This window comes from Mumia sp. zg.B17 (assembly GCF_019550915.1).
Classification (GTDB): Bacteria; Actinomycetota; Actinomycetes; order Propionibacteriales; family Nocardioidaceae; genus Mumia.
This window is the reverse complement of record NZ_JAHWCI010000005.1, coordinates 523496-546552: the sequence shown is the minus strand read 5'-3', so window position 1 is coordinate 546552 and position 23057 is coordinate 523496. Positions and strand designations below refer to the sequence as shown.

General features: G+C 72.0%; 22 protein-coding genes and 1 riboswitch. Of the genes, 15 read left to right on the top strand and 7 right to left on the bottom strand.

The genetic code is table 11. From position 1 onward, the window contains the following. Positions 1–12: 12 nt before the first annotated feature. Entirely contained in the window at positions 13–1437 is a 1425-nt protein-coding gene (locus tag KV097_RS08365) for an MFS transporter (RefSeq protein ID WP_220365607.1), read from the bottom strand. Between the two features lie 115 nt (positions 1438–1552). On the opposite strand from KV097_RS08365, the gene KV097_RS08360 reads away from it, so the two are divergent. Beyond that, the gene (locus tag KV097_RS08360; protein WP_220365606.1) at positions 1553–1813 is read left to right on the top strand and encodes a hypothetical protein; all 261 of its coding nucleotides are present in this window, start codon (positions 1553–1555) and stop codon (positions 1811–1813) included. Position 1814: 1 nt separating this feature from the next. On the opposite strand, the gene KV097_RS08355 is transcribed toward KV097_RS08360, so the two are convergent. Then, complete coding sequence (locus tag KV097_RS08355) at positions 1815–2141, bottom strand: TraR/DksA C4-type zinc finger protein (RefSeq protein ID WP_301022589.1); 327 nt, start codon at positions 2139–2141, stop codon at positions 1815–1817. Between the two features lie 105 nt (positions 2142–2246). Here KV097_RS08355 and poxB point away from each other — a divergent pair, with 105 nt between their 5' ends. Next, the gene (gene poxB, locus KV097_RS08350) at positions 2247–3980 is read left to right on the top strand and encodes a ubiquinone-dependent pyruvate dehydrogenase (RefSeq protein ID WP_220340888.1); all 1734 of its coding nucleotides are present in this window, start codon (positions 2247–2249) and stop codon (positions 3978–3980) included. Positions 3981–3996: 16 nt separating this feature from the next. Here poxB and KV097_RS08345 read toward each other — a convergent pair whose 3' ends face one another. After that, positions 3997–5217, bottom strand: coding sequence for a glycoside hydrolase family 3 N-terminal domain-containing protein (locus tag KV097_RS08345; RefSeq protein ID WP_220365605.1), 1221 nt, complete (start codon positions 5215–5217; stop codon positions 3997–3999). A gap of 127 nt (positions 5218–5344) precedes the next feature. On the opposite strand from KV097_RS08345, the gene KV097_RS08340 reads away from it, so the two are divergent. The 8 genes from KV097_RS08340 (at position 5345) to KV097_RS08305 (ending at position 14858) form a co-directional block, all read left to right on the top strand. After that, positions 5345–6913, top strand: a complete 1569-nt coding sequence (locus KV097_RS08340) for a diguanylate cyclase (protein WP_220365604.1) — start codon at positions 5345–5347, stop codon at positions 6911–6913. A 158-nt stretch (positions 6914–7071) separates the two neighbouring features. Continuing rightward, entirely contained in the window at positions 7072–7761 is a 690-nt protein-coding gene (locus KV097_RS08335) for an NUDIX domain-containing protein (protein WP_220365603.1), read from the top strand. Between the two features lie 68 nt (positions 7762–7829). Beyond that, positions 7830–9101, top strand: a complete 1272-nt coding sequence (gene nadA, locus KV097_RS08330; protein WP_220365602.1) for a quinolinate synthase NadA — start codon at positions 7830–7832, stop codon at positions 9099–9101. Continuing rightward, positions 9098–10678 carry an L-aspartate oxidase gene (gene nadB, locus KV097_RS08325; RefSeq protein ID WP_220365601.1) on the top strand — a complete coding sequence of 527 codons (1581 nt, stop codon included), beginning with the start codon at positions 9098–9100 and terminating at the stop codon, positions 10676–10678. Before nadA ends, nadB begins: the two co-directional genes overlap by 4 nt. Next, the gene (gene nadC / locus KV097_RS08320) at positions 10672–11526 is read left to right on the top strand and encodes a carboxylating nicotinate-nucleotide diphosphorylase (protein ID WP_220365600.1); all 855 of its coding nucleotides are present in this window, start codon (positions 10672–10674) and stop codon (positions 11524–11526) included. Before nadB ends, nadC begins: the two co-directional genes overlap by 7 nt. A gap of 1 nt (position 11527) precedes the next feature. Then, a complete protein-coding gene (locus KV097_RS08315) occupies positions 11528–12682 on the top strand; it encodes a cysteine desulfurase family protein (protein ID WP_220365599.1) in 1155 nt (384 codons plus the stop codon). A gap of 339 nt (positions 12683–13021) precedes the next feature. Continuing rightward, a riboswitch (cyclic di-AMP (ydaO/yuaA leader) is annotated at positions 13022–13177 on the top strand. Between the two features lie 5 nt (positions 13178–13182). Beyond that, positions 13183–13752 (top strand): C40 family peptidase, encoded by a 570-nt coding sequence (locus tag KV097_RS08310; protein ID WP_220365598.1) that lies wholly within the window; start codon positions 13183–13185, stop codon positions 13750–13752. A 68-nt stretch (positions 13753–13820) separates the two neighbouring features. Beyond that, positions 13821–14858 (top strand): DUF3048 domain-containing protein, encoded by a 1038-nt coding sequence (locus tag KV097_RS08305; protein WP_220346687.1) that lies wholly within the window; start codon positions 13821–13823, stop codon positions 14856–14858. A 154-nt stretch (positions 14859–15012) separates the two neighbouring features. On the opposite strand, the gene KV097_RS08300 is transcribed toward KV097_RS08305, so the two are convergent. Next, complete coding sequence (locus KV097_RS08300; RefSeq protein WP_220365597.1) at positions 15013–15780, bottom strand: MerR family transcriptional regulator; 768 nt, start codon at positions 15778–15780, stop codon at positions 15013–15015. A gap of 112 nt (positions 15781–15892) precedes the next feature. On the opposite strand from KV097_RS08300, the gene KV097_RS08295 reads away from it, so the two are divergent. The 5 genes from KV097_RS08295 to KV097_RS08275 are packed head-to-tail and all read left to right on the top strand — an operon-like array spanning position 15893 to position 21097. Further along, complete coding sequence (locus KV097_RS08295; protein ID WP_220340899.1) at positions 15893–16483, top strand: YqgE/AlgH family protein; 591 nt, start codon at positions 15893–15895, stop codon at positions 16481–16483. Between the two features lie 40 nt (positions 16484–16523). Then, complete coding sequence (locus tag KV097_RS08290) at positions 16524–16787, top strand: DUF3039 domain-containing protein (RefSeq protein ID WP_220340900.1); 264 nt, start codon at positions 16524–16526, stop codon at positions 16785–16787. Then, positions 16780–17805, top strand: a complete 1026-nt coding sequence (locus KV097_RS08285; RefSeq protein ID WP_255559383.1) for a zinc metalloprotease — start codon at positions 16780–16782, stop codon at positions 17803–17805. The genes KV097_RS08290 and KV097_RS08285 overlap by 8 nt, the downstream gene beginning before the upstream one ends. After that, entirely contained in the window at positions 17805–19619 is a 1815-nt protein-coding gene (locus tag KV097_RS08280; protein ID WP_220365595.1) for a DEAD/DEAH box helicase, read from the top strand. Before KV097_RS08285 ends, KV097_RS08280 begins: the two co-directional genes overlap by 1 nt. 17 nt (positions 19620–19636) lie before the next feature. Beyond that, positions 19637–21097 carry a M1 family metallopeptidase gene (locus tag KV097_RS08275; protein WP_220365594.1) on the top strand — a complete coding sequence of 487 codons (1461 nt, stop codon included), beginning with the start codon at positions 19637–19639 and terminating at the stop codon, positions 21095–21097. Here the strand turns inward: KV097_RS08275 and KV097_RS08270 are convergent. From KV097_RS08270 to KV097_RS08260, 3 genes are read right to left on the bottom strand one after another with little or no spacing between them, the layout of a single operon-like run. Further along, entirely contained in the window at positions 21040–21651 is a 612-nt protein-coding gene (locus KV097_RS08270; RefSeq protein WP_220346690.1) for a carboxymuconolactone decarboxylase family protein, read from the bottom strand. The genes KV097_RS08275 and KV097_RS08270 overlap by 58 nt on opposite strands. Continuing rightward, positions 21648–22532 carry an SDR family NAD(P)-dependent oxidoreductase gene (locus KV097_RS08265; RefSeq protein WP_220340905.1) on the bottom strand — a complete coding sequence of 295 codons (885 nt, stop codon included), beginning with the start codon at positions 22530–22532 and terminating at the stop codon, positions 21648–21650. The genes KV097_RS08270 and KV097_RS08265 overlap by 4 nt, the downstream gene beginning before the upstream one ends. Before the next feature lie 7 nt (positions 22533–22539). Next, positions 22540–23037 carry an Lrp/AsnC family transcriptional regulator gene (locus KV097_RS08260; protein WP_220340906.1) on the bottom strand — a complete coding sequence of 166 codons (498 nt, stop codon included), beginning with the start codon at positions 23035–23037 and terminating at the stop codon, positions 22540–22542. Between the last annotated feature and the right edge of the window lie 20 nt (positions 23038–23057).

Genomic DNA, 23057 nt, shown 5'->3' with positions numbered 1-23057 from the left:
AGCAGACGTCGGCTACGTGATCGACGCGGTCGGGCGTGCCTCGACCCGCGAGGCGGCCGCCGCGCCGCACAGCGCGAGCGCGGCCGCAGTGGCGAGGATCCCGGCCAGGACCGCGCCGGGCAGGGGCGTCCCCACGATCGCGATCGCCGCCCCTGCGACCGCGATCAGCATCGACTGGGAGATCGTCGCCGCGAGCATGGACGCGGCCGTGAGCCGGCCCTGCTCGTCCTCCGGAGCGAGCGCGAGGAGATGGGTCGTGAGCGTCGGGGAGCCGACACCCATGCCGATGCCGGCAGCAGCCCACAGTGCGAGCCCTGCCCAGACGGGGAGCCGGTCGATCGCGACCATGGCCGGACCGAGGATGCCGAGGCAGATGAGCGCGAACGATGCCCGCACGCGTCCGGTCACGGTCGTCCGACGCTGGACCGCGGACGTGCCGTTCACCTGGGAGCCCAGGGCCCACGACAGCCCCGTGATCGTGAGGCTGCTCGCCGCGGCTGCCGGTCCCAGCCCGTGGACTGAGGTCAGCATGAGCGGGATGAAGGCGCCGGCGCCGGCGAAGGACGCCGCCCGAAGGCCCTGGCTCGCGACCACGGCGGGCAGTCCGGCGGCGAACCGGGCGGTGCCACGAGGGAGCACGCGCCGTGCGCCGATCAGGATCAGCGCGAGTCCCGCGCCCACGGCGACACCTCCGACGATCGCCGTCGACCCGCTGTGTGCGCTGTGTTCGAGGCCCGGGCCGCCCAGCGTCAGGGCAGCCAGACCGGCGGACACCACGGCAGCCGAGACCAGGATCTGACGCGTGTCCGGGGGTGCCGTCGACGGCTCCGCGGCGTCCGCACCTCGAAGTGTCCGCAAGGACGGCCGCAGGGCGAGTGCGGCCGGCACCGTGAGGGCGATCGCGACCAGGAAGACGGACCGCCATCCGACCAGGTCGGCGAGCACCCCGGCGATCAACGGCCCGATCAGCGAAGGGACGATCCACGCGGTCGCCATGGCCGCGAACATCTTCGGACGAAGGCTCCTCGGGAGCACGCGGGCGACCAGTACGGTGAGGGCGACGTCGAGGAGCGCCTCGGCCACCCCCGTGCCGACACGTCCGACGAGCAGCACGGTCATGCCCGGCGCGGCTCCCATCACGAGCTGGGAGAACGTGAAGACGAGCAGGCCGGTCGCCAGCGCGGGAGTCGGCCCGCGCCGATCGCACCAGAGGCCCGCAGCGACCGTCGCGACGACCGAGGAGATCAGTGGTGCAGCGGCAGCCGCGCCGAAGAGCGCCATCCCGTCGAGGTGGCCGGCCACGGTGGGTAGGATCGCGACCGTCGCGCGGTTCTCGAACGCGCCGAGAGTGACGAGCGCGAGCGCTCCGACGACGAACGGCAGGCAGCGGGGATCCCACAGGCTCGAGGGAGTGTCCGAGCGGACGGAGGCAGGCATGAGCGAGATCGTCACACCTCAAGTTCACTGGAGGTCAAGCCACTGGCCGAGGCGTGCCCTTGTCACCCGTACGGGTCGTCGGTACGGTCACGTCGACCCCTACTCGAGGAGAAGCATGTCCAAGCTCGCCCCGCTCGCCGGAACGCTGATCGCCGCCACCGGCGCCGCCCACTTCGTCACCCCGCAGACCTTCGCGTCGATCAACGAGGCGGCGTTCCCGGAGAACACCGGCGAGTGGATCAAGCGCAACGGAGCCACCGAGGTGGCGCTCGGGCTCGGACTGCTCTCGCGCCGCACCCGCAAGCTCGCCACCGTCGGGCTGGTCGCCTACACGTCGTTCCTGGGCAGCCGCGTCGCCGCCCACCGCGCCGGCTGAGTCAGGCGCACCCGACGCACGTGCGTGCGGCCGGTCGTACGGCGAGCCGTTCGGCCGGGATCGGTCGCCCGCAGCGCTCGCACACCCCGTAGGTTCCGGCGGCGGCACGACCGAGTGCGGCGGTGAGCTGCTCACGCTCAGCCTCGTGACGAGCAATCAGCGCGGACATCTGCTCGCGTTCCCACGCGATCGTCGAGCCCTCGGGGTCGTGCTCGTCGTCGGCGTTGGAGGACTCCGAGGCCGCCACGATCGCCGCATGGTCGCGGCGCAGCGCGGCCAGCAGCTCCTCCAGGCGCTCGAGACGCTCGACGATCGCGGTGGTGTCCACGAGCAAGCTCAACGACACCGGCAGGGTCGATCATTCCTGCCGGTCCACCCGGGCGATGTGACGATGGCCAGAGTCGGAGCACGGCCGCCGAACCGGGGAGTGACGATGCCGAGCACAGCAGAGGTGATGATCGAGACGGTCAAGGCCGCAGGTGTCAAGCGGGTGTACGGCCTGCCCGGCGACTCGCTCAACGCCTTCACCGACGCGCTGCGCAAGGACGGAACGCTCGAGTGGGTGCACGTCCGCCACGAGGAGGTGGCCGCGCTGGCTGCCGCTGCGGAGGCGCACCTGACCGACGAGGTCGCCGTCGTGGCCGCGAGCTGCGGGCCCGGCAACCTCCACCTCATCAACGGTCTGTACGACGCCCAGCGCAGCCGGGTGCCTGTCGTCGCCATCGCCTCCCACATCCCGAGCTCGGAGATCGGCAGCGGCTACTTCCAGGAGACCCATCCTCAGCAGCTTTTCCAGGAGTGCTCCGTCTACTGCGAGATGGCAGGGACGCCCGAGCAGCTGCCACGGATCCTCGAGATCGCGTTCCGTACAGCCGTGGCCGAGCGAGGCGTCGCGGTCGTCGTGGTGCCGAGCGACGTGATGCTGGCCGAGGCCTCAGGGCGCCGTCCTCCGTCGACGATCCAGGCGAGCCGCGCTGTCGTCGTCCCGGCCCATACCGACCTGCTGCGCGCTGTCGCCCTGCTCGACGCCGCCGAGCGGGTGACGATCCTCGCCGGCGCGGGGTGCGCCGGGGCTCACGGCGAGCTGGTCGGTGTCGCGGAGGTGCTCAAGGCTCCGATCGTGCACACGATGCGCGGCAAGGAGTACGTCGAGCACGACAACCCGTACGACGTCGGGATGACCGGGCTGCTGGGCTTCTCCTCCGGGTACCGCGCGATGGAGGCGTGCGACGTGCTGCTCATGCTCGGCACCGACTTCCCCTACCCGCAGTTCTTCCCCGAGCACGCGGCGGTGATCCAGGTCGACGTGCGCGGTGCACAGCTCGGGAAGCGGACGCCGATCGATCTCGGGCTGGTCGGCGACGTCGGTGAGACCCTGCGCGTGCTGACCCCGCTGCTCGACCCGCGCAGCGACGACGGCCACCTGATGAAGATGCTCGCGCACTATGCCCGGAGCCGCAAGGAACTCGACGAGCTCGCCGGCCCGGGGGGTGACGGGCCGTTGCACCCGCAGTACGTCGCGCGGACGGTCTCCGAGATGGCCAGCGCCGACGCGGTCTTCACCTGCGACGTCGGCACGCCGGTGATCTGGGCGGCGCGCTACCTGGAGATGAACGGGCAGCGGTCGATCGTCGGGTCGTTCACCCACGGGACCATGGCGAACGCCCTGGGGCACGCGATCGGCGCCCAGGCGGCGTACCCGGGCCGGCAGGTGGTCGCCCTCTGCGGTGACGGAGGGCTGTCGATGCTCCTGGGCGACCTGATCACGCTCGTCCAGCAGGAGCTCCCGGTGAAGATCGTGGTCCTCAACAACGCGTCCCTGGCCTTCGTGGAGCTGGAGATGAAGGCGGCCGGCATCGTGAACTTCGGCACCGGTCTCACCAACCCGAGCTTTGCCGCGATCGCGCGGGCGATGGGCATGCACGGCGAGCGGGTCGACCAGCCGAACCGGCTGCCGCACGCGATCTCCGAGGCGTTCGAAGCGCCCGGACCGGCCGTCGTGGAGGTGATGGTGGCCCGTCAGGAGCTGGCCATCCCCCCGACGGTCACCGCCTCGCAGGCGAAGGGCTTCACGCTCTACGCACTCAGGACCGTGCTCTCCGGTCGGGGTGACGAGGTGGTCGACCTGGCCCGGACGAACGTCTTCGGGCGGCGGCGCGACCGCTGAGCACCTGAGGGCGGCCTCAGCGGGCGGCGTGGTCGCGCTTGAGCGCGACCACCCTCGCGGCCGCCTCCTCGACCCGGGCCTGGAAGGCCGGGTCCTGGCTGGCCCGCGCGAACACTGCCGCAGTCATCTCGGGCATCTGCGCCGGATCGATCGCGAGCACGAGGTCGCCGCCGGCGCGGAGGAAGTCGACGGCGCGCTCGGCAGGCGTGCGGTCCTTGACCTGCTGCGCCGCCGAGAGGTCGTCGGACATCACCACGCCGTCGAACCCCATCCGCTCACGGAGCAGCCCGGTCACGATGGGTCGGGAGAACGCTGCCGGCTCGTGCGGGTCGATGCGGTCGAACGTCGCGGTCGCCATCATCACGACACGCGCTCCAGCGGCGATCGCGTCCTCGAACGGCCGCAGGTACGGGTCGGTCGCCGTCGTCTGCGAGTCGTGCACGTCGTCGCTGGTGTCGGTGTTGGCGGTCACCCGGCCGAGGCCGGGGAAGTGCTTCACGGTGCCGATCACGCCCGCGTCCTCCATCCCGCCGAGGAACGCGAGGCCCTTGCTGGAGACGGCCTGCGGCGTGAATCCGTACTGCCGGTCGAAGGCGCCGATCGGAGCGTTCTTGGGGGCGAACGCAGCGCTCGGCACCGTGTCGAGGACGGGGGCGAGGTTGAGGTCCACGCCGGCTGCCCGCAGCTCGCGCCCCCAGGTCGTCGCCCGGCTCCGCAGGGTCGCTGCAGACCATCCGCCCTGCGAGACCGCACTCGGCAGGTCGGTGAACCCCTGACCGCGCAGCACCTGGACCTGGTCGCCCTCCTGGTCGGTCGCGACGAGGAGGGGCACCGAGCCCGTGCTGTCTGACCCGACTTCGTCGCGCAGCGTGCGTACCACGCGGGCGGTCGTCGCGACCCCGTCGTCACTGCGGCCGCGCAGCATGACGTTGCCCACGTGGTGGTCGCGGATCGAGTCGAGGGTGGCGCTCTCCGCATCCGACGGGGACGTGCCGGTCATGAACACCTGGCCGACGACCTGAGGCAGGGTGAGTCCGGTCACGGCGGGAGGGCTGGGTGCCGACGGGCTGGGTGTCGACGGGCTGGGCTCGGAGGGTGCACTCGTGGCGGGCGTGGTCGTCGTCGTCGCCGAGGCCTCGGCGGCGGGCCGGGGTGCCGACTCGCCGCATGCCGGAAGGATGAGGACCGCGGCCAGCCCGAGCGCGAGACGACGCCGCGTCACCAGGGTTGCGCTCATGCGGCCCAGGGTAGTCGGCCACGTCGTGCCATCCGACCCGGCCGTGAACCCGCGACGCGGTTCACTGAAAGCAGGCATCGAATCGGACGATAGCGACCATAATGGCGTGTACTCGGGAAGGAGCGCGATGACCTCATCGATCACGTCGTCGCATGCGGCGCGCCTCACCACCGCGCTGGGGGCGATCAGGGCCGGAGACAACGACTCCGCCGTCGCCGCGATGAAGACCCTGCTCCGTGACCTCGGGCACGATCCGTCGGAGCTGCGCGCAGCGGCGGAGTACGTGCTCGTGATCGCTGCCGTCGAGTCCGGGGCCTGCGGGCAGGCCTCGCGGGCGGCAGCCGCCTGCCAGGCTGTCGGTCTGGCGCTCGACGAGCCCGGCTGGGTGGCGATCGGCTGTGCCACGCGTGCGATCGCGGTGCTCCAGGACGACCGCCCCGCCGACGCGGTGAAGGATCTCGTACGTGCCGAGTACGAGCTGCGCGACTCGCGCCGGGACGACCTGCGCGGGTGGGCTCACACCCACCTCGGCCAGGCCTACGAGAGGTTCGGCCTGTTCGAGCTCGCGGTGCCGCACTACGAGGCGGCGATGGCCATCGAGGACCGCCTCCTCGACCTCGCGGGCTCCCGCGCGATCGACGCGCGCAACCTCGCGTCGGTGAACTACCACTGGGCCAAGGAGCTCGACATGCTGATGGAGCCCGACCTCGAGTCCGAGGTCGAGCGGCGTCGCGTGGAGGTCGTGCGTTGGGCCGAGCGCTCGCTGACGCTCGCCGACTCCGAGCACGTCGAGGGCTCGGTCTTCCCACTGGCCCGGTATCTGCGCGCGGCAGCCGGCTGGCCCACGGACCCCGCTCGGTGGATCGGTGAGCTCCACGTGTGCCGGAGCAACCTCAGCGAGGCCCACGTGGGCTTCGAGATGGAGGCGACGGCACTCCTGGCGGTGGCCTATGTCGAGGTAGGGGAGATCGCCCAGGCCCAGCGCGAGGCGCGCAGGGCGCTGATCCGGCTCGACGGGATCGACGACCTGAACGTTCAGCGCTACGTCCGGTGGGCGACGTTGCGGGTCGCCGACGCGATGGGCTATCCGTCCGCGGGGGCGGGTCTCGGTTATGGACGGAGCGTGTCGTGGGCGTGGCGCCAGCAGCACCGCAGCGACCTCGAGATGATGCGTGCGGCGATCGCCGGGTACGAACGCTCGCGGGCGCACGACGCCGCTGTGCAGGCAGCGCGCGAGGACGCGCTCACCGGTCTGGGCAACCGTCGTGCCTTCGACGAGTGGATCGCCGACGCGGCGGTGTCGAGCACAGAGGTCTGTGTGGTTCTCGTCGACATCGACCGGCTCAAACAGCTCAACGACACCTACGGCCACGCCGTCGGTGACGACGCGCTCAAGACGGTGGGCGAGCTGATCCGTACCAACACCCGGAGCGAGGACCGGGCGGCCCGGCTGGGTGGTGACGAGTTTGCCATCGTGCTCTCCTCTCCCGATCCCGTCGAGGCCCAGCTGGTCATGGACCGTCTCCAGCTCGCCGCGCGGGTCGTCTCGCTGAAGCCATGGGTCGAACAGCCCGGCATCGGCCTGAGCATGGGCCTCGCGACGTGCAGCGAAGGGCTCTCCTCCGAGGCCCTGTACGCGGTGGCGGACGCGCGGATGTACGAGGACAAGCGTCGCCGTTCCGGCGCGGTCGCCTGAGCCGTTCCGGCGCGGTCGCCTGAGCCGTTCCGGCGCGGTCGCCTGAGCCGTTCCGGCGCGGTCACGCATGCCGGGGTAGCCAGTAAAGGTGATGATGACTATTATGTGTTCAGGTCACCCAGACCTTTACTGGTGACTCGACAGCGAGGGGGGACCGGATGTCCGGGATCGAGATTGCGGTCTCCACGGTGATCTTCGCGCTGCGGCACGATGACCGGACCGACCGCACCTCGTTGTGGATGCCTCTCGTGCGCCGCGTCAAAGATCCGTACAAGGGCAGCTGGGCGCTCCCCGGCGGTCCGGTCCCCGAGGACGAGGACCTGTCCGACACCGCGCGCCGGACGCTGGTCGAGACGACGGCGCTCAGCCCGAAGTACCTCGAGCAGCTCTACACGTTCGGCCACGTCGCGCGCGCTCCGCAGCCGGTGCCCGGTCCCCGGGTCATCTCCGTCGTCTACTGGGCGCTCGTGCGTCCCGAGGAGGCGGAGCGCGGCATCGAGGACGACAACGTCTCGTGGCGACCCGCCGACGAGCCCCCCGAGCTCGCCTTCGACCACTCGACGATCGTCGAGTACGCGCTCTGGCGGCTGCGGACCAAGATGGAGTACTCACGGATCGCCCAGGCATTCCTCGGTGAGACGTTCACGCTGGCCGAGCTGCGCCACGTGTACGAGGTGGTGCTCCAGCGCACCCTCGACCCCGCCAACTTCCGCCGCCAGGTCGAGGCGAGCGGCGCCGTCGAGCCGACGGGGGACTACCTCGTCGGCGGCCGCCACCGACCCCCGAGGCTCTATCGACATCGCGAGGCGAGCGACCTCGCGGACAACGGACCCCTGACCCGGCCGTGACCACCACAGTCCCGTCGTACGACACCTCTCGCCGGCCGGTGCCGGCTCCTTCCAGGAAGGCCCTCACCATGTCCTCTGTCGACACCGTCGTCCGAAGCGCACCCGGCGCCACCTGCGACCCGAGCCTGGCCGACGGCCCGTGGACCGTGGACCTCGCACCACCCTCGTACGGGCCTGGCGCCTCCATGGGCGACGTGATCCCCGCGGCGGCGCCCCGCCAGGGCGTCCTCCCGGCGGCCTACACGCAGATGTCCGCCGACGAGCTCGACGCCCGCATCCGCGCCGCCAAGGACGCCCTCGGCGACCGGCTCGTCGTCCTCGGCCACTTCTACCAGCGTGACGAGGTCGTCCGGCACGCCGACTTCGTGGGCGACTCCTTCCAGCTCGCGAACGCCGCGCTGACCCGCCCCGACGCCGAGGCGATCGTGTTCTGCGGGGTCCACTTCATGGCCGAGACCGCCGACATCCTCTCCGGTCCGCAGCAGGCCGTGATCCTCCCGAACCTCGCGGCCGGGTGCTCGATGGCCGACATGGCCGACATCGACTCCGTCGAGCAGGCGTGGGCCGAGCTCGAGGCGGTCTACGGGACCCAGCCTGACGCCGACGGCAGGCTCCCGGTGATCCCGGTGACCTACATGAACTCCTCGGCGGCCCTCAAGGGCTTCTGCGGCGACCGCGGCGGCATCGTGTGCACGTCGTCCAACGCCGAGACCGTGCTGCGGTGGGCGTTCGAGCGAGCGCAGCGTGTGCTCTTCTTCCCCGACCAGCACCTCGGTCGCAACACGGCGAAGGCGATGGGCGTGAGCCTCGACGCCATGCCCATGTGGAACCCGCGCAAGCCGCTCGGCGGCAACGACGAGCAGACGCTGCGGGACGCGAAGGTTCTGCTGTGGCACGGCTTCTGCTCGGTGCACAAGCGGTTCACCGTCGCTCAGATCGAGAGTGCGCGCGCAGCGCACCCGGACGTCCGCGTGGTCGTGCACCCGGAGTGCCCCATGCCGGTCGTCGACGCCGCCGACGAGGCAGGTTCCACCGACTACATCCGCAAGGCGGTGGAGTCTGCGCCGGCTGGGACGACGTTCGCGATCGGGACGGAGATCAACCTCGTCCAGCGGCTCGCCGTCGAGCACCCCGAGCACACGATCTTCTGCCTCGACCCGGTCGTGTGCCCCTGCTCCACGATGTACCGGATCCACCCCGGCTACCTCGCCTGGGTGCTCGACGGGCTCCTCGAAGGACGGGTCGAGAACCAGATCCAGGTCGACCCGCAGGTCGCCGACGGTGCCCGCGTCGCGCTCGAGCGCATGCTGGCCGCCCGCCCGCCGGAGCGGGCAGCATGACGAGCCGTGCTCGGCCCCGACGCCTCCGGGTGGTCGTGGTCGGCAGCGGGATCGCGGGGATGACGACCGCCGTCGAGGCGAGCGTTCACCACGACGTCGTCCTTCTCACCAAGGGAGCGCTGGGCGAGGCGACGACCCGGTACGCGCAGGGCGGGATCGCGGTCGTCCTCGACGCTACGGCGCGAGCGGGCGTCGAGGACTCCGTCGCGGCGCACGTCGCGGACACGGTGACCGCAGGTGCCGGACTGGTCGACCGTGCGTCGGCCGAGGTGGTGTGCGGTGAGGGACCCGACGCGGTCGCGGCGCTCATCCGGTGGGGCACCCGGTTCGACCGGCAGGACGGGCGACTCGCGCTCGGCCTGGAGGCGGCACACTCGGCGCCGCGGATCCTGCACGCCGACGGCGACGCGACCGGGGCCGAGATCGTCCGTGCGCTGTCCGCGAAGGTGCAGACGGGCGCGCTCGCCGTGCACGACCACGCCATGGTCACCGACCTCAGCCTCCGCGACGGCGCGGTCGTGGGCCTCACCTGGGTCGGCGCCCCGAGCGGGCGCCCCCGGACGCTCGAGGCGGATGCCGTGGTCCTCGCGACCGGGGGAGCCGGACAGCTCTACGCGCACACCACCAACCCCGTCGGCTCCACCGGTGACGGCCTGGCCCTCGCCCTGCGTGCGGGAGCGGTGGCGACGGACGTGGAGATGTACCAGTTCCACCCGACCCGCCTGGCCGTGCCCGGCGGGGGACTGATCTCGGAGGCCGTCCGGGGGGAGGGAGCCGTGCTCCGCGATCAGGCGGGGCGGCGGTTCATGCGTGACGTCCACCGCGACGCCGAGCTGGCACCGCGCGACGTCGTGGCCCGTGAGATCGCTCGGGTCATGCACGAGCAGGGCGGTGAGCCGGTCCTGCTCGATGCCACCGCCCTCGGTGCGGAGTTCCTCGCCCGACGCTTCCCGGGCCTCGACGCGCGCTGCCGCGCCCATGGGCTGCGCTGGGACGAGGGACCGATCCCCGTCACGCCCGCCGCGCACTACTTCATGGGCGGCATCCGGACCGACCTCGACGGGCGCACGAGCGTCCCCGGGTTGTACGCCGTCGGCGAGGCCGCGTGCACGGGCCTGCACGGCGCGAACCGTCTCGCCTCCAACTCGCTCCTCGAGGGCGCGGTGACCGCACGGCGTTGCGTGTCCGCGCTCCAGGAGCCCGGAGCGGCCGCGTGGGACGGTGAGCCCACCCCGTACGCCGCCGAGCCCGTCGGAGTGACGACCGGTGGGCCCACCGCAGGACCCCTGGACCGGGACGAGCTGCAGACGACGATGTGGGCCGCCGCGGGACTCGTCCGCGACGGCGACACCCTCCAGGCGGCGGCCGACGCCATCGCCGGGTGGTCCCCGACCGTCGACGGGACCACGGCGGCGTACGAGGACGCCAACCTGCTGGAGGTTGCGCGGGTGGTGGTGACGGCGGCGCTGGCCCGGGAGGAGTCGCGCGGCGCCCACTTCCGGTCCGACCGTCCCGACCGTGACCCCGCCTTCGACCGCCACCTGTCGTGGGTGCGGAAGGGAACACTCGCATGCTGACCGACACGCTCATCAGGTCAGGGGTGCAGGCAGCACTCCAGGAGGACTCGCCGTGGGGAGACCTCACGGGGGAGGTGCTGGTCCCGGCGGAGGCGGTCGCCACCGCGCGCATGGTGGCCCGGGAGGCCGGAGTGCTCTCCGGCGGACGGGTCGTCGACGTGGCCTTCACGACCGTCGACCCCGCCATCTCGGTCCGGCTCGAGCGGGCAGACGGTGACGCGCTCGAGCCGGGGACGGTCGTCGCGACCGTGGTAGGTCCCGCCCGGGGCGTCCTTCGCGCCGAGCGCGTCGCGCTGAACTTCGTCCAGCGGATGTCCGGCATCGCCACACAGACGCGCGCGTACGTCGAGGCCGTCGCCGGGACGGGTGTGCGCATCGTCGACACCCGCAAGACGACGCCGGGGCTGCGGGCGTTCGAGCGGTACGCCGTGCGGTGCGGCGGCGGGCACAACCACCGGTTCTCGCTGTCGGACGCCGTGATGGCCAAGGACAACCACCTCGCTGTCCTCGGCGACGATCCGGAGCGCGTCACCTCGGCGCTGCGAGCCGCGCGAGAGGCGCTCCCGCACACGGTGCACCTCGAGGTCGAGGTCGACCGCCTGGACCAGCTCGATGCCGTCCTCGCGGCCGGTGTCGACACCGTGATGCTCGACAACTTCACGCTCGAGGACCTCCGTACCGGTGTCGAGAAGGTCGCCGGGCGGGCGCTGGTGGAGGCCAGCGGCGGCATCACGCTCCCTCGGGTCGGTGAGATCGCGCTGACCGGGGTCGACCTGATCTCGGTGGGGGCCCTCACGCACAGCGTCGCCGCGCTCGACCTGGGGCTCGACGTCGAGGTGGCGGTCTAGGGTGCGCTACCTCGACACGGCCGCGACCACGCCGGTTCGCCGCGAGGTGCTGGAGGCGATGTGGCCCTTCCTCACCGGCGAGTTCGGCAACCCGTCGAGCCGCCACGGTCTCGGAGACGTCGCGTCCCGGGCGCTGGAGCGCGCACGCGCGGACGTCGCCGCCGCGGTCGGTGCCCGACCGGCGGAGATCGTGCTCACCTCCGGTGGGACGGAGGCCGACAACCTCGCGGTGAAGGGACTGGCACTGGCGAACCCGCGTGGGCGCCACCTCGTGACCACCCGGATCGAGCACCCTGCCGTGCTGGAGGCGTGCGACCACCTGGTCAGACTGCACGGGTTCCGGAGAGACCTGCTCGACGTCGACGGTGACGGCGTCGTCGACCTGACGCAGGCGGAACGACTGATCGGCGCCGAGACCACGTTGGTGTCGGTCATGCTCGCGAACAACGAGGTCGGTACGGTCCAGCCGGTCGCCGAGGTCGCCGCCCTGGCACGCGCACGGGGGGCGCTCGTGCACACCGATGCCGTCCAGGCCGTCGGGTCCGTCGTCGTGGATCCCACGCAGCTCGGCGTCGACGCCCTCTCGCTCAGCGGGCACAAGGTGGGTGCGCCGAAGGGGAGCGGGGCCCTGTGGGTCCGCCGAGGCGTGCCCTTGGAGCCGCTGATCCACGGGGGCGGCCAGGAGCGTGGACTTCGGTCGGGCACCGAGAACGTCGCCGCCGCCGTCGGTCTCGCCGCGGCGATCACGTCGGCGGTGGGGTCCACGCCCGGGGGACCGCGTCCGCGAGGTCCGGTCGAGGCCCTGGCCGCGGCCCGCGACGCGTTCGTGCACGACGTGCTCTCCGCTGCCCCGGGCGCCTTCCTCACCGGCCATCCGCGCCGTCGGCTTCCCGGTCACGCGTCGTTCTGCTTCCCGGGCACGTCGGGGGAGGCGGTGCTCCTGGGGCTGGAGCAGGATCACGGCATCGCGTGCTCCAGCGGCTCGGCGTGCGCCGCGGGCTCCGACGAGCCCTCGGAGGTCCTCTTGGCGCTCGGGATCGATCCCGAGGTGGCGCGTACGGCGGTGCGGTTCACGGCCGCGTCGCCGGCGGACTTCGAGGGTGCCGCCGGGGCCGTCGTCACCGCGGTGCGAGCCGTCCGGTCGCTCGCCGGCTGACCGTCGCCGGCGCGCCCGCGGGTGCGGTGGACCCTTGCATCCGCGCAGAGCTTTGTTATGGTCCTGGGACAAGACCGGTCAAAATATGACAAGGGTCACATAGCCCCCCGTCGATCACTGCGACGGCAGGGCAGGTGACCTGGACGAGCGTCCAAACCTCGTCCGTGGTGACGTCTGGTGTTTTGAGCGGGTCCATCGACGTGTCTATGGTGGCCCGCGGCCTGACAACAGGCCCCACAACCCCCCATAACGGGCAGGACCGGGACGCGACCGGGTCCTGCCGGACAACTGAACATCGTGTGTGGGAAACGCCCAATCCTGCCCGCCTGCACACGCCCCCATCATCGACCGTCACCGACGGGCAGGAGCGGAGGAACCAACTCTGCACGAAGTCCTTCGGGTCATGCGTGCTCGGGGTGAAGCCCTAAGACAGGGCAGGGCCATCCTTCGGCCCTAATCCGACAGCTCACTTCGCAGGCGTGGAAGGGACCACGCTCATCATGCTCGCGACCCCCCGGACGCAGCGCCTCATGGCTCTGCCGATCGCTCTCTCCGCTGCCTTCGCGATGGTCGTCACGACCGCCAACGAGGCCAGCGCAGCCCCCGCCTCCACGTCCACGAGCACGGCCGCCGCGAAGACCGCGACCGCCCAGAAGCTCGCCGCCGCGAAGGCCACCAAGAAGGCCAAGCGCGTCGTCGCCAAGAAGCGTCGCGCCGGTCGCATCGTCAAGGCCTCCCGCGTCGCCGCGCGCCAGAAGGGTGACCCGTACCGCTACGGCGCGTCCGGCCCCCGCGCGTTCGACTGCTCCGGCCTCACCTCCTACTCGTTCCGCAAGGCAGGCATGAAGCTGCCGCGGACCGCGAACTCGCAGTACCGGCACGTCCGCAAGATCAAGAAGCGCAACATCCGCAAGGGCGACCTCGTCTTCTTCGGTGGGTCCCGCAAGTACCACGTGGGCATCTACTGGGGGAAGGGTCGCATCCTCCACGCGCCGTACTCCGGCAGCCGCGTGAAGGTCGAGCGGATCTGGACCCGCGGCTGGTCCGCAGGCACCATGCGTCTGCGCTGACAGCGACACCACCACGAAGAGCAGGGCCGGTGCCTCCTGAGGTACCGGCCCTGCTCCACCATGGGAGCATGCACGTGAGCCAGAAGCCCCGTACCGCGTTGCGCGCCACCCTCGTCGCGACCGCACTCGTCCTCGCGGCGGCGTGCTCGGGTGGTGACGAGCCGAAGACCCCGGAGAAGCCGACGCCGACCAGCGCCGACGCCGCGCGCAAGGCGGCGACCCTGAACCGCGCCAACCCGTTCACCGGCGAGGCGGCGGCCAAGGGTCTGCCCGATCACCCCGCCTTCCTGGTGAAGGTCGAGAACACCGCCGCCGGAGCCCCGCAGTACGGGTTGTCGCAGGCTGATCTCGTCGTCGAGGAGCTGGTCGAGGGTGGTCTGACGAGGCTGGCGGCGTTCTTCTACTCGCAGACGCCGACCAAGGTCGGGCACGTCCGCTCGACCCGGACCACCGACATCGCCCTCGTCAAGCCGACCGGTGGGCAGCTGATCGCCTCGGGCGGCGCGAAGGTGACCATCCGCAAGATCAAGGCCGCTGGTGTGAAGCTCTACAGCGAGGACACCGGCAACCTCACGCTCGCCATCGACCGGGGCAAGAAGGCCCCGTACGACCGGCTGCTGAACCTTGCCGCCTACGCCGACCAGCACCGGTCCGCTAAGGCCGCCGTGCCGCCGCCGTACCTGCCGTTCGGCGCGAGCCCGACGCCCGGCTCGACGAAGGCGACGTCGTTCGACGTCCGCTTCTCCCGCAGCTCCGCGACGCGGTGGCAGCTCGGTTCCGGCGGCGCGTACCGCCGGGTCAACGGCCACGCCCAGAAGGGCAAGGACTTCAAGCCGGACACCGTCCTCGTGCTCTTCACCCGACAGGTCGACGCGGGCTACCGCGACCCGGCCGGGTATCCCGTCCCCGAGACGGTGCTCAAGGGGGGCGGCCGGGCTGTCGTCCTCAACGGCGGCACGATGCTGAACGCCCGCTGGAGCAAGAAGAGCGCTGCGGCGCCGATCCAGCTGACTGCCGGGGGCAAGCCGGTCACGCTCGAGCGGGGCAAGGTCTTCGTCGAGCTCGTGCCGGCTGGCGCCGGTGGCGTGACGGTCCGGTCCCGCTGACGCGAGGAAGGTCACAGCAGGCGGCCTCGGTTCGGCGCGCGCGCTCCCCTACGATCGGCACCAGGGTTTCGGCCCCACCCGGCGGGTCCCTCCCTCCAGCGTCGGGTGGGGCCGTTCTCCGCCTCCGGGGGAGCCGTCTGTGGAGACGCCGGCGTCAGGCGTCGGGAGCGGGTCGCTGGTCGCCGAGCGCCGCGAGCTCCTCGCCCAGGGCGTCGTCGATCGCGTGCGCCAGCTCGTCGCGGAACACCGCGACGACCGCCTGCGCGGCGACCGGCAGCAGGTTGGCGATGGAGGTCACGACCTCCTGCCACTGGTCGTCGGGCATGCCGGCGCCGACGAACGGCTGCCAGATGTCGCGACGCACGCGGCCCACGAGGTCGTCGGCGACCGTGCGCAACGGCCCCGACAGCGCCGGGAGCAGCTCGAGCACCGTCTCCGGGGCCAGGCCGAGCGAGATGGCGGCGGCTCCGGCCCGCACCACCTCGGGACGGTTCACCTCGAGAGTGTCGTCGTCGACGATGGTGGCCAGGCCGCGGTCCACGAGCTTCTGGGCGAGGTCGGTGTCGCGGTCGATGCCTGCCATCGCCGAGAGCCGGTCGCGTGACATGAGCTCGCTCTCGGGCTCGCGGGCCAGCGGCGAGTCGAGCACCGTGATCAGGTCGAGTGCGTAGTCGGCCGTCGTGGAGGTCTTGTCCTGCAGCGCCTTCTCGACGGCCTGCAGCGTGTAACCGCGGTCGAGGAGGCTGCGGACGAGCTGGAGCTGCTTGACGTGGGAGCGCGTGTAGTAGCCGGTGCGTCCCTCCAGCCGCGGCGGTGCGAGCAGTCCACGACTGGCGTACGCGCGGACGTTGCGCACGGTCATCCCGACGCGTGCCGCGAGCTCGTCGACGGTGAGCTCGTCCTCGTTGGCGGTGTCGGCCATCTCGTCCTTCGTGTCGGGTTCGCGGTCCGGTCATCCTACGGCCTGGGTACCCGCGCGAGAGGGCGCCACGGCGTACGCTGAAAGCCGATGAGGCGCCGAGCGAGGAGGGGCGATGACCGACCAGGAACCCGCCGGCATCTCGCCGCGTCACCGGTCGTGCCGAGGCCGTCTTCTCGTGGCCACTCCGCTGCTCGTGGGCGGGCCGTTCTTCCGCGCGGTCGTCGCGGTGCTCGACCACGACGCCGGGGGAGCGCTCGGCGTGATCCTCAACCAGCCGCTGGACGCCACGGTCGCCGAGGTCCTGCCGGAGTGGTCGACACTCGTGTCCAGCCCGACCGCCCTCTTCTCCGGTGGTCCCGTCTCGCCCGACTCGGCCCTCGCGCTCGGCGTCCTGCGGTCGGGTGACCGGCCGCCGACCGGCTGGCGCGAGATGTACGACCGCGTGGGACTGATCGACCTCGACCTGCCGGCCCACGGCGTCGAGCCGGGGCTGCGTGGGATGCGGGTCTTCGCCGGGTACGCGGGGTGGAGCCCGGGGCAGGTGGAGGAGGAGATCGCCGAGGGTTCGTGGGTGGTGGTGGACGCGTTCGACGAGGACCTTCTCTCGTCCAATCCCGAGGCGTTGTGGCGTCAGGTGCTCCGCCGTCAACGCAGCGATCTCGCAATGCTCTCGACCTATCCGGACGATCCCCAGCTCAACTGACCGGCTAGGGGGACGGTTCTTTCTGGCATAGACTGAAGGGGTGTCGACCACCTTCAGTCCCGGATCCCAGACGTCGTCGGACGTGCGCACGCAGCCGCGCCTCGACGACGGCGATCACGAGCGCTACTCGCACTACGTGCCCAAGGGCAAGCTCACCGAGGCGATGATCGAGGGCACGCCCGTCGTCGCCCTGTGCGGCAAGGTGTGGGTGCCGAGCCGTGACCCGCAGCGCTTCCCCGTGTGCCCGGAGTGCAAGGAGATCTGGGAGTCCCTGAAGGCAGGCGGCTCCGGTGACGATGAGTGATCGGCCGCGGCGGCGGCCGCGCTCGTATGCCCTGGGGGCGGTGCTCATCGGCACCGCCCTCGTCGCGAGCATCGCGGCGCTGACGGGTGCCTCGGCGGTCGTGCCGGCCTCCGCAGCGCCCGCCTCGGCACGGCCTGCGGCTGCCGCGACCGACTGCACTCCCGACGAGACGCTCGGCGCACGGACGCTCAACGGTCTCGACGGTGTCGTGCGGGCGCCCGAGCCCTCGCACGCGACCGTCGAGGCGTACGAGCGCGACCTCGCCCGTCGCGTCGGCGGGGTGGGCGCCGCGAGCGACCGGCGCAGCGCGCAGGGCGATGGCCCCCGGCGGATCAAGATCCGTGTGTACGCCCACGTCATCAAGCCGTCCTCCACGAGCAAGACCGTCAGCCGCGCCAAGGTGCGGCGCCAGATCAAGGTGATGAACCGCGCCTTCGCGGGCAAGCAGTGGCGCGACGCGCGCAGCACCCGCTTCCGGTTCGTGCTCAAGAAGACCGACTACACGGTCAACCGCGCGTGGTACACCGCCGGGCTCGGCTCGCGTGAGTCCCGGGCGATGCGCAAGGCGCTGCACCGCGGCAAGAAGCGCGATCTCAACCTCTACATCGCGGCGCCGACCGAGCGGGGCGACCTGCAGGTCCTCGGCTACGCGACGTTCCCGCAGCGCCCCAAGAGCAAGCTCGCGACCGACGGTGTCGTGATCCACCGTGACTCGATGCCGGGCGGACGCTTCCGCGGCTACAACAAGGGCGACACCGCCGTGCACGAGACCGGGCACTGGCTCGGGCTCTACCACACCTTCCAGGGCGGCTGCGGCAAAAAGAACGACCGCGTGCACGACACCCCTCGCGAGCGGATCCCGAGCTTCGAGTGCCCACGGGGACGCGACACCTGTCCGTCTCCGGGGGAGGATCCGATCCACAACTTCATGGACTACTCCTACGACCGGTGCATGCACCACTTCACGCCCGGTCAGATCGAACGCATGCGCAAGCTCTGGCGGGTGTATCGCCGCTGATGTCCGGGGCCGCGCATCTCTCACCGGCCTATCCCGACCGCGCAGCCTGGGGCACCGCTCCCAAGCTGCGCGCGTGGCAGGCCGACGCTCTCTCCCGCTACGCCGAACGCAACCCGCGTGACTTCCTGGCGGTCGCGACCCCGGGAGCCGGCAAGACGACCTTCGCGCTGACGGTCGCCGCCCAGCTCCTCGAGCGCCGCATCGTCGAACGCATCGTGGTCGTCGCGCCGACCGACCACCTCAAGACGCAGTGGGCGGAGGCCGGTGCACGCGCGGGCATCCCGCTCGACCCGTCGTTCAGCGGACGCGGTGGCGCGATGGCCTCCGACTTCAAGGGCTTCGCCCTCACCTACGCCGGGGTGGCGACCAACCCCACCGCGTACCGGCTGCGCACCGAGCGCTTCCGCACGTTGGTGATCCTCGACGAGGTGCACCACGCCGGCGACGCCCTCTCGTGGGGTGATGCGGTCCGGGAGGCGTTCGAGCCCGCGACGCGCCGGCTGGCGCTGACCGGCACCCCGTTCCGGTCCGACACCAACCCCATCCCGTTCGTCACCTACGCTCCCGGCGACGACGGCATCGGCCGGAGCGTGGCCGACTACTCGTACGGCTATGCGGAGGCGCTCGCCGACGGCGTGGTCCGCCCTGTCCTGTTCATGGCGTACTCCGGTGACCTTCGGTGGCGTACGCGCGCCGGCGACGAGGTCGCGGCGCGGATGGGCGAGCCGATGACGAAGGACCTCACCGCGCAGGCGCTCCGTACGGCGCTCGACCCGGCCGGCTCATGGATCCCGTCGGTGCTCGGCGCGGCAGACACCCGGCTGTCCGAGGTCCGGCGCCACGTGCCCGACGCAGGCGGGCTCGTGATCGCGAGCGACCAGAACACCGCACGGGCCTACGCCAAGATCCTCCGCGAGGTGACCGGTGACGGACCCGCTCTCGTGCTCTCGGACGAGAAGGAGGCCAGCGCGCGGATCAGCGCGTTCGCCGAGTCCGACGAGCGGTGGATGGTCGCGGTCCGGATGGTCAGCGAAGGCGTCGACGTGCCACGGCTGTCGGTCGGCGTCTATGCGACCAGGACGTCCACCCCGCTGTTCTTCGCCCAGGCGGTCGGTCGCTTCGTCCGTGCCCGCAAGCGGGGCGAGACGGCGACCGTGTTCGTCCCGAGCGTCCCCCGTGTCCTCGGGCTCGCCTCCGACCTCGAGGTGCAGCGCGACCACGTGCTCGGTCGCGCCGGCGGTGACGACGACGATCCGTTGGCTCTCGACGACGAGCTGATCGCGGCCGCCCAGGCGACCCAGTCCACCGCCGATCTCGAGCCGTTCGAGTTCAAGGCTCTCGGCAGCGAGGCCTCGTTCGACCGCGTGCTCTACGACGGTGGCGAGTTCGGACACGAAGGCGAGGTCGCGACCGGGTCGGAGGAGGAGATGGACTTCCTCGGGATCCCCGGCCTGCTCGAGCCCGACCAGGTGCGAGAGCTGCTCCGCCACGCGCGGACCCGGCGCACCCAACGGGGTGTCGCAGCCGCAGCCGAGCGGGGGGAGCCCGCCGACTCCCAGGCGGGGGCGACCGGCTCTCCTGGGCCGGCGACGCGGCCCGACGAGCCGAGCACGCACCAGATGCGTGCGCTGCTGCGGCGCGAGCTCAACGGACTCGTCGGCGCGTGGCACCACCGCACGGGTCAGCCCCACGGTGTCGTGCACAACCGGCTGCGCGAGGAGTGCGGGGGACCTACGGCAGCGAGCGCGTCGGTCGACGACCTGCGGGCGCGGATCGACAAGATCCGCGAATGGGCCGGTCGACCGACCTCTTGACGTCGTAGTGTCACAGCATGCGTCTCGCCGTCGCGATCGCCTCTGCCACCCTGCTCACCGGGCTGCTGCCCGTTGCACCAGGTGCGGCCGCCGCGGCTGAGGCGGGCGAGGCCGGCACCAACACCGCGGTGCGTGCGGGCATGGCGGCCGCACCGGGCGTCGGTCGGCCGGGAGCCGGCGACGCATACTTTCCGGGCCACGGCAACGGCGGCTACGACGTACGGCACTACCAGGTCACCGCCGCGTACCAGCCTGCCGAGAAGCGTCTCGTCGGACGCACCCGCCTGCGGGCGGTGGCGAGCCAGCGGCTCCGGCGCTTCAACCTCGATCTCGTCCTCGCCGCCTCGTCGGTACGGGTCGGCGGGCGCCCCGCGCGGTTCAGCCAGCGCGGCAGGGAGCTGGTCGTCACCCCGCGCCGGGCGATCCGCAAGGGCGATCGCTTCGTGGTGTCCGTCGCGTACGCCGGCCGGCCCGCGAGCATCAGCCACCGCGGTGCCCGGCCTTTCGTCACGACGCGGGCGGGCGCGATCGTCGTCGGCCAGCCCGAGGCCGCCCCGTGGTGGTTCGCGAGCAACGACCACCCCAGCGACAAGGCGACGTACGACATCCGCCTCCGGGTCCCGCGCGGCCGGGAGGCGATCAGCGTCGGCAGGCTCGCGGGACGCAAGCGCGTCGGTGACCTCGTGCAGTGGCGGTGGGTGATGCGGCGGCCGATGGCGACCTACCTCGCGTTCGCGGCCTGGGGTGACTTCCGTGTCGTCCGCGGTCGGGCCGGTGGTGTCCGCTATCTCTACGCCTACGACCGTGCGCTCAGCGCCGGCGTGCGCCGGCGGGCGGTGCGCTCGCTGCGCCGTACGCCCGAGGTGACGCGGTTCCTCGCGCGCCACCTCGGCCCCTATCCGTACGGCGACCACGGTGGCGTAGTCACGAAGGCCGACCTCGGCTTCGCGCTGGAGACGCAGGCCCGCCCCGTCTACGACGCCGCCTTCTTCCGCCGTGGGGCGGGCCTGCAGCCCGGCCAGAACACCTCGGTCGTCGCGCACGAGGTCGCTCACCAGTGGTTCGGCGACTCGGTCTCGCTGCGCCGGTGGCGTGACATCTGGCTCAACGAAGGGCTCGCGACCTACCTCGAGTGGATGTGGGACGAGTCGCAGGGACTCGGGTCGGTCCGGAGCGAGTTCGACTACTGGTACGACCATGGCGGCCGAGCGTTCTGGCGGCTGCCCGTCGGCAACCCGGGACGGGACCGGATGTTCGACAACCGGGTCTACGTGCGAGGCGCGATGACGATCCACGCGCTGCGGCGCGAGATCGGCGACGCCGCGTTCTTCGCGCTGCTGCGGCGGTGGGTCGGCGAGCGCCGTGACGGCCACGGGACCACCACGCAGTTCGAGCGGCTCGCCGAGGACGTCAGCGGGCGTCAGCTCGACGGATTCTTCGACGCCTGGTTGTTCCGGCGGTCGCGGCCGTTGCTCTGAGCGTGAGCCGGGGCGGCGGGCTCGTCCAAGGGCACGCGCAACGTGTGCAGCGTCGTCGCGAGCCCGTCGTACTGGCACACGAGCATGACGATCTCGACCAGGCTGCGGGGTGGGAAGCGCGCTGCCAAGGACTCCCACGTGCTGTCGTCGACGTCACGCGTGAGGACCAGCGCGTCGGCGGTGTCGAGGAGCGCCTGGTCGGCAGCCGACCAGGGCCACGTCGTGGCCGGATCGGTGACCGCCTCGATCTCGTCCGTGCTCAGACCGGCCCGCGCACCGAGACGACGGTGGTGGTCGAGCTCGTAGGCAGATCGGCGCAGCGCGGCGACACGGAGGATCACGAGCTCGGCCTGCCGGCGGGGGAGCGTCCCGAACGGCATCAGGCGCCCCGAGTAGTGGAGCCAGCCTCGGAACAGCCCACGCGTCCGGCCGAGGACGGAGAAGACGTGCACGTCACGGACCCCGACCACGCGGGAGGCGACACGGGCCAGCGCGGCGTTGACGAGGCCGAGGTCGCGCCGGTCACCCGGGGGGACGCGGGGGAGCTCGGTCACGCGGCATCCCGAGGACCGTCTGGCGCCGCTTCGGCGGTCGGCTGCGGTGTCGTCAGGCCCGCGCCCTCCCGGCGTGCGATCTCGAGCGCGTGGCGTACGCGCGAGCGACGCAGGGTGCGTTCGACGGCGCGCTGGACGGCGGCGCGAGCAGGGAGCGCGGCCCTGACGAAGCGCGGTGAGGTGACGACGCGGGCCCGGCGGGCGATGCCGCGCTCGAGCGCGGTGATCGCGTCCTCGAGCGGAGCGACGCGCCCGATCGGGGTGCCTCGCATCAGTATCGTGGCCGCCTCCGTGCCAAAACCTCGGCTCGTCATCTCGGTGTCGAGCTCGCCGAAGAAGGCGACGCCGACGCGGGCGCCGCTCGGCGCCAGCTCGAGGCGGAGCGCGTCGCCGAGCGCCTCGACGCCGGCCTTCGACGCGGAGTACGCGCCGAGCATCGGGAGGTGCACGGCAGCCGCGAGCGACGAGACCAGCAGGGCGTAGCCCTCGGGGTGGCTCACGTGAGGCCCGGCGAGACGCACCGTGTCGTACACGCCAGTCAGGTTGACCGCGAGCGTGCGGTCCCACACGTACGGGTCGCCACCGACGATCGGCAGCTGCGCGGCGACCCCGGCGTTGGCGACGACGACATCGAGGCCACCGAGCGCGGACGCAGCCGCCTCGATGGACCTCTCGAGCCCCGACCGGTCGGTGACGTCGCAGGCGAACCACGGCGCGTCACCCGCACGGGCGGCCGTCGCCGCGAGGCCGTCGGGCTCGAGGCCGAGGAGGGCGAGACGGGCGCCGCTCTCGGCCAGACGGACCGCGAGCGCCGCGCCGATCCCACGGGCGGCGCCGGTCACGAGGACGCGTCGTCCGGCGAGTCCGGCTGCGGTGCTCACGCGCACACTATGGCGCGGGCGGCGCCGCGGTGTCGAGGCCCAGCGCGGCGTCGAGCAGGGGGGCGACCCGGGGCGCGAGCTCGGTCTGCAGCGCGATGACCGTGGCGACGCGCACGATCGACGGCTCCGAGACGACGGCGTCGAGGACCCGCTGGAGGTCGGTGTTGGAGCGGGCGACGACGCGGCACCAGAGGTCGCCGGCACCGGTGATGGTGCATGCCTCGAGGACCTCGGGGATGGAGGCCAGGTGGTCGGCGACGGGGGCCCGACCCTCGCCCTGGACGACCTCGAGCGTGAGAAAGGCGGTGACGGGATAGCCGAGCGCCGCCGGAGAGACCGTCGGTGACCAGGACGCGATCACGCCGCGCTCGGCGAGGCGATCGAGCCGCGTCTGAACCGTGGCACGGGCGACCCCGAGTCGCCGCGAGGCCTCGAGGACCCCGATCTTGGGCTCGGCGAGGAACAGGCGGGCGATCTGGGCATCGAGGTCGTCGATCGCAGGCATCCGGTCAGCATAGGGTGAGG

Coding starts and splice junctions, on each gene's coding strand:
- KV097_RS08300 (WP_220365597.1), bottom strand. CDS start 15,780: ATGGCCGACACCGCCAACGAGGACGAGCTCACCGTCGACGAGCTCGCG.
- poxB (WP_220340888.1), top strand. CDS start 2,247: ATGCCGAGCACAGCAGAGGTGATGATCGAGACGGTCAAGGCCGCAGGT.
- KV097_RS08365 (WP_220365607.1), bottom strand. CDS start 1,437: ATGCCTGCCTCCGTCCGCTCGGACACTCCCTCGAGCCTGTGGGATCCC.
- KV097_RS08285 (WP_255559383.1), top strand. CDS start 16,780: ATGAGTGATCGGCCGCGGCGGCGGCCGCGCTCGTATGCCCTGGGGGCG.
- KV097_RS08345 (WP_220365605.1), bottom strand. CDS start 5,217: ATGAGCGCAACCCTGGTGACGCGGCGTCGTCTCGCGCTCGGGCTGGCC.
- nadA (WP_220365602.1), top strand. CDS start 7,830: ATGTCCTCTGTCGACACCGTCGTCCGAAGCGCACCCGGCGCCACCTGC.
- KV097_RS08295 (WP_220340899.1), top strand. CDS start 15,893: ATGACCGACCAGGAACCCGCCGGCATCTCGCCGCGTCACCGGTCGTGC.
- KV097_RS08305 (WP_220346687.1), top strand. CDS start 13,821: ATGCACGTGAGCCAGAAGCCCCGTACCGCGTTGCGCGCCACCCTCGTC.
- KV097_RS08310 (WP_220365598.1), top strand. CDS start 13,183: ATGCTCGCGACCCCCCGGACGCAGCGCCTCATGGCTCTGCCGATCGCT.
- KV097_RS08340 (WP_220365604.1), top strand. CDS start 5,345: ATGACCTCATCGATCACGTCGTCGCATGCGGCGCGCCTCACCACCGCG.
- KV097_RS08260 (WP_220340906.1), bottom strand. CDS start 23,037: ATGCCTGCGATCGACGACCTCGATGCCCAGATCGCCCGCCTGTTCCTC.
- nadC (WP_220365600.1), top strand. CDS start 10,672: ATGCTGACCGACACGCTCATCAGGTCAGGGGTGCAGGCAGCACTCCAG.
- KV097_RS08280 (WP_220365595.1), top strand. CDS start 17,805: ATGTCCGGGGCCGCGCATCTCTCACCGGCCTATCCCGACCGCGCAGCC.
- KV097_RS08335 (WP_220365603.1), top strand. CDS start 7,072: ATGTCCGGGATCGAGATTGCGGTCTCCACGGTGATCTTCGCGCTGCGG.
- KV097_RS08360 (WP_220365606.1), top strand. CDS start 1,553: ATGTCCAAGCTCGCCCCGCTCGCCGGAACGCTGATCGCCGCCACCGGC.
- KV097_RS08275 (WP_220365594.1), top strand. CDS start 19,637: ATGCGTCTCGCCGTCGCGATCGCCTCTGCCACCCTGCTCACCGGGCTG.
- nadB (WP_220365601.1), top strand. CDS start 9,098: ATGACGAGCCGTGCTCGGCCCCGACGCCTCCGGGTGGTCGTGGTCGGC.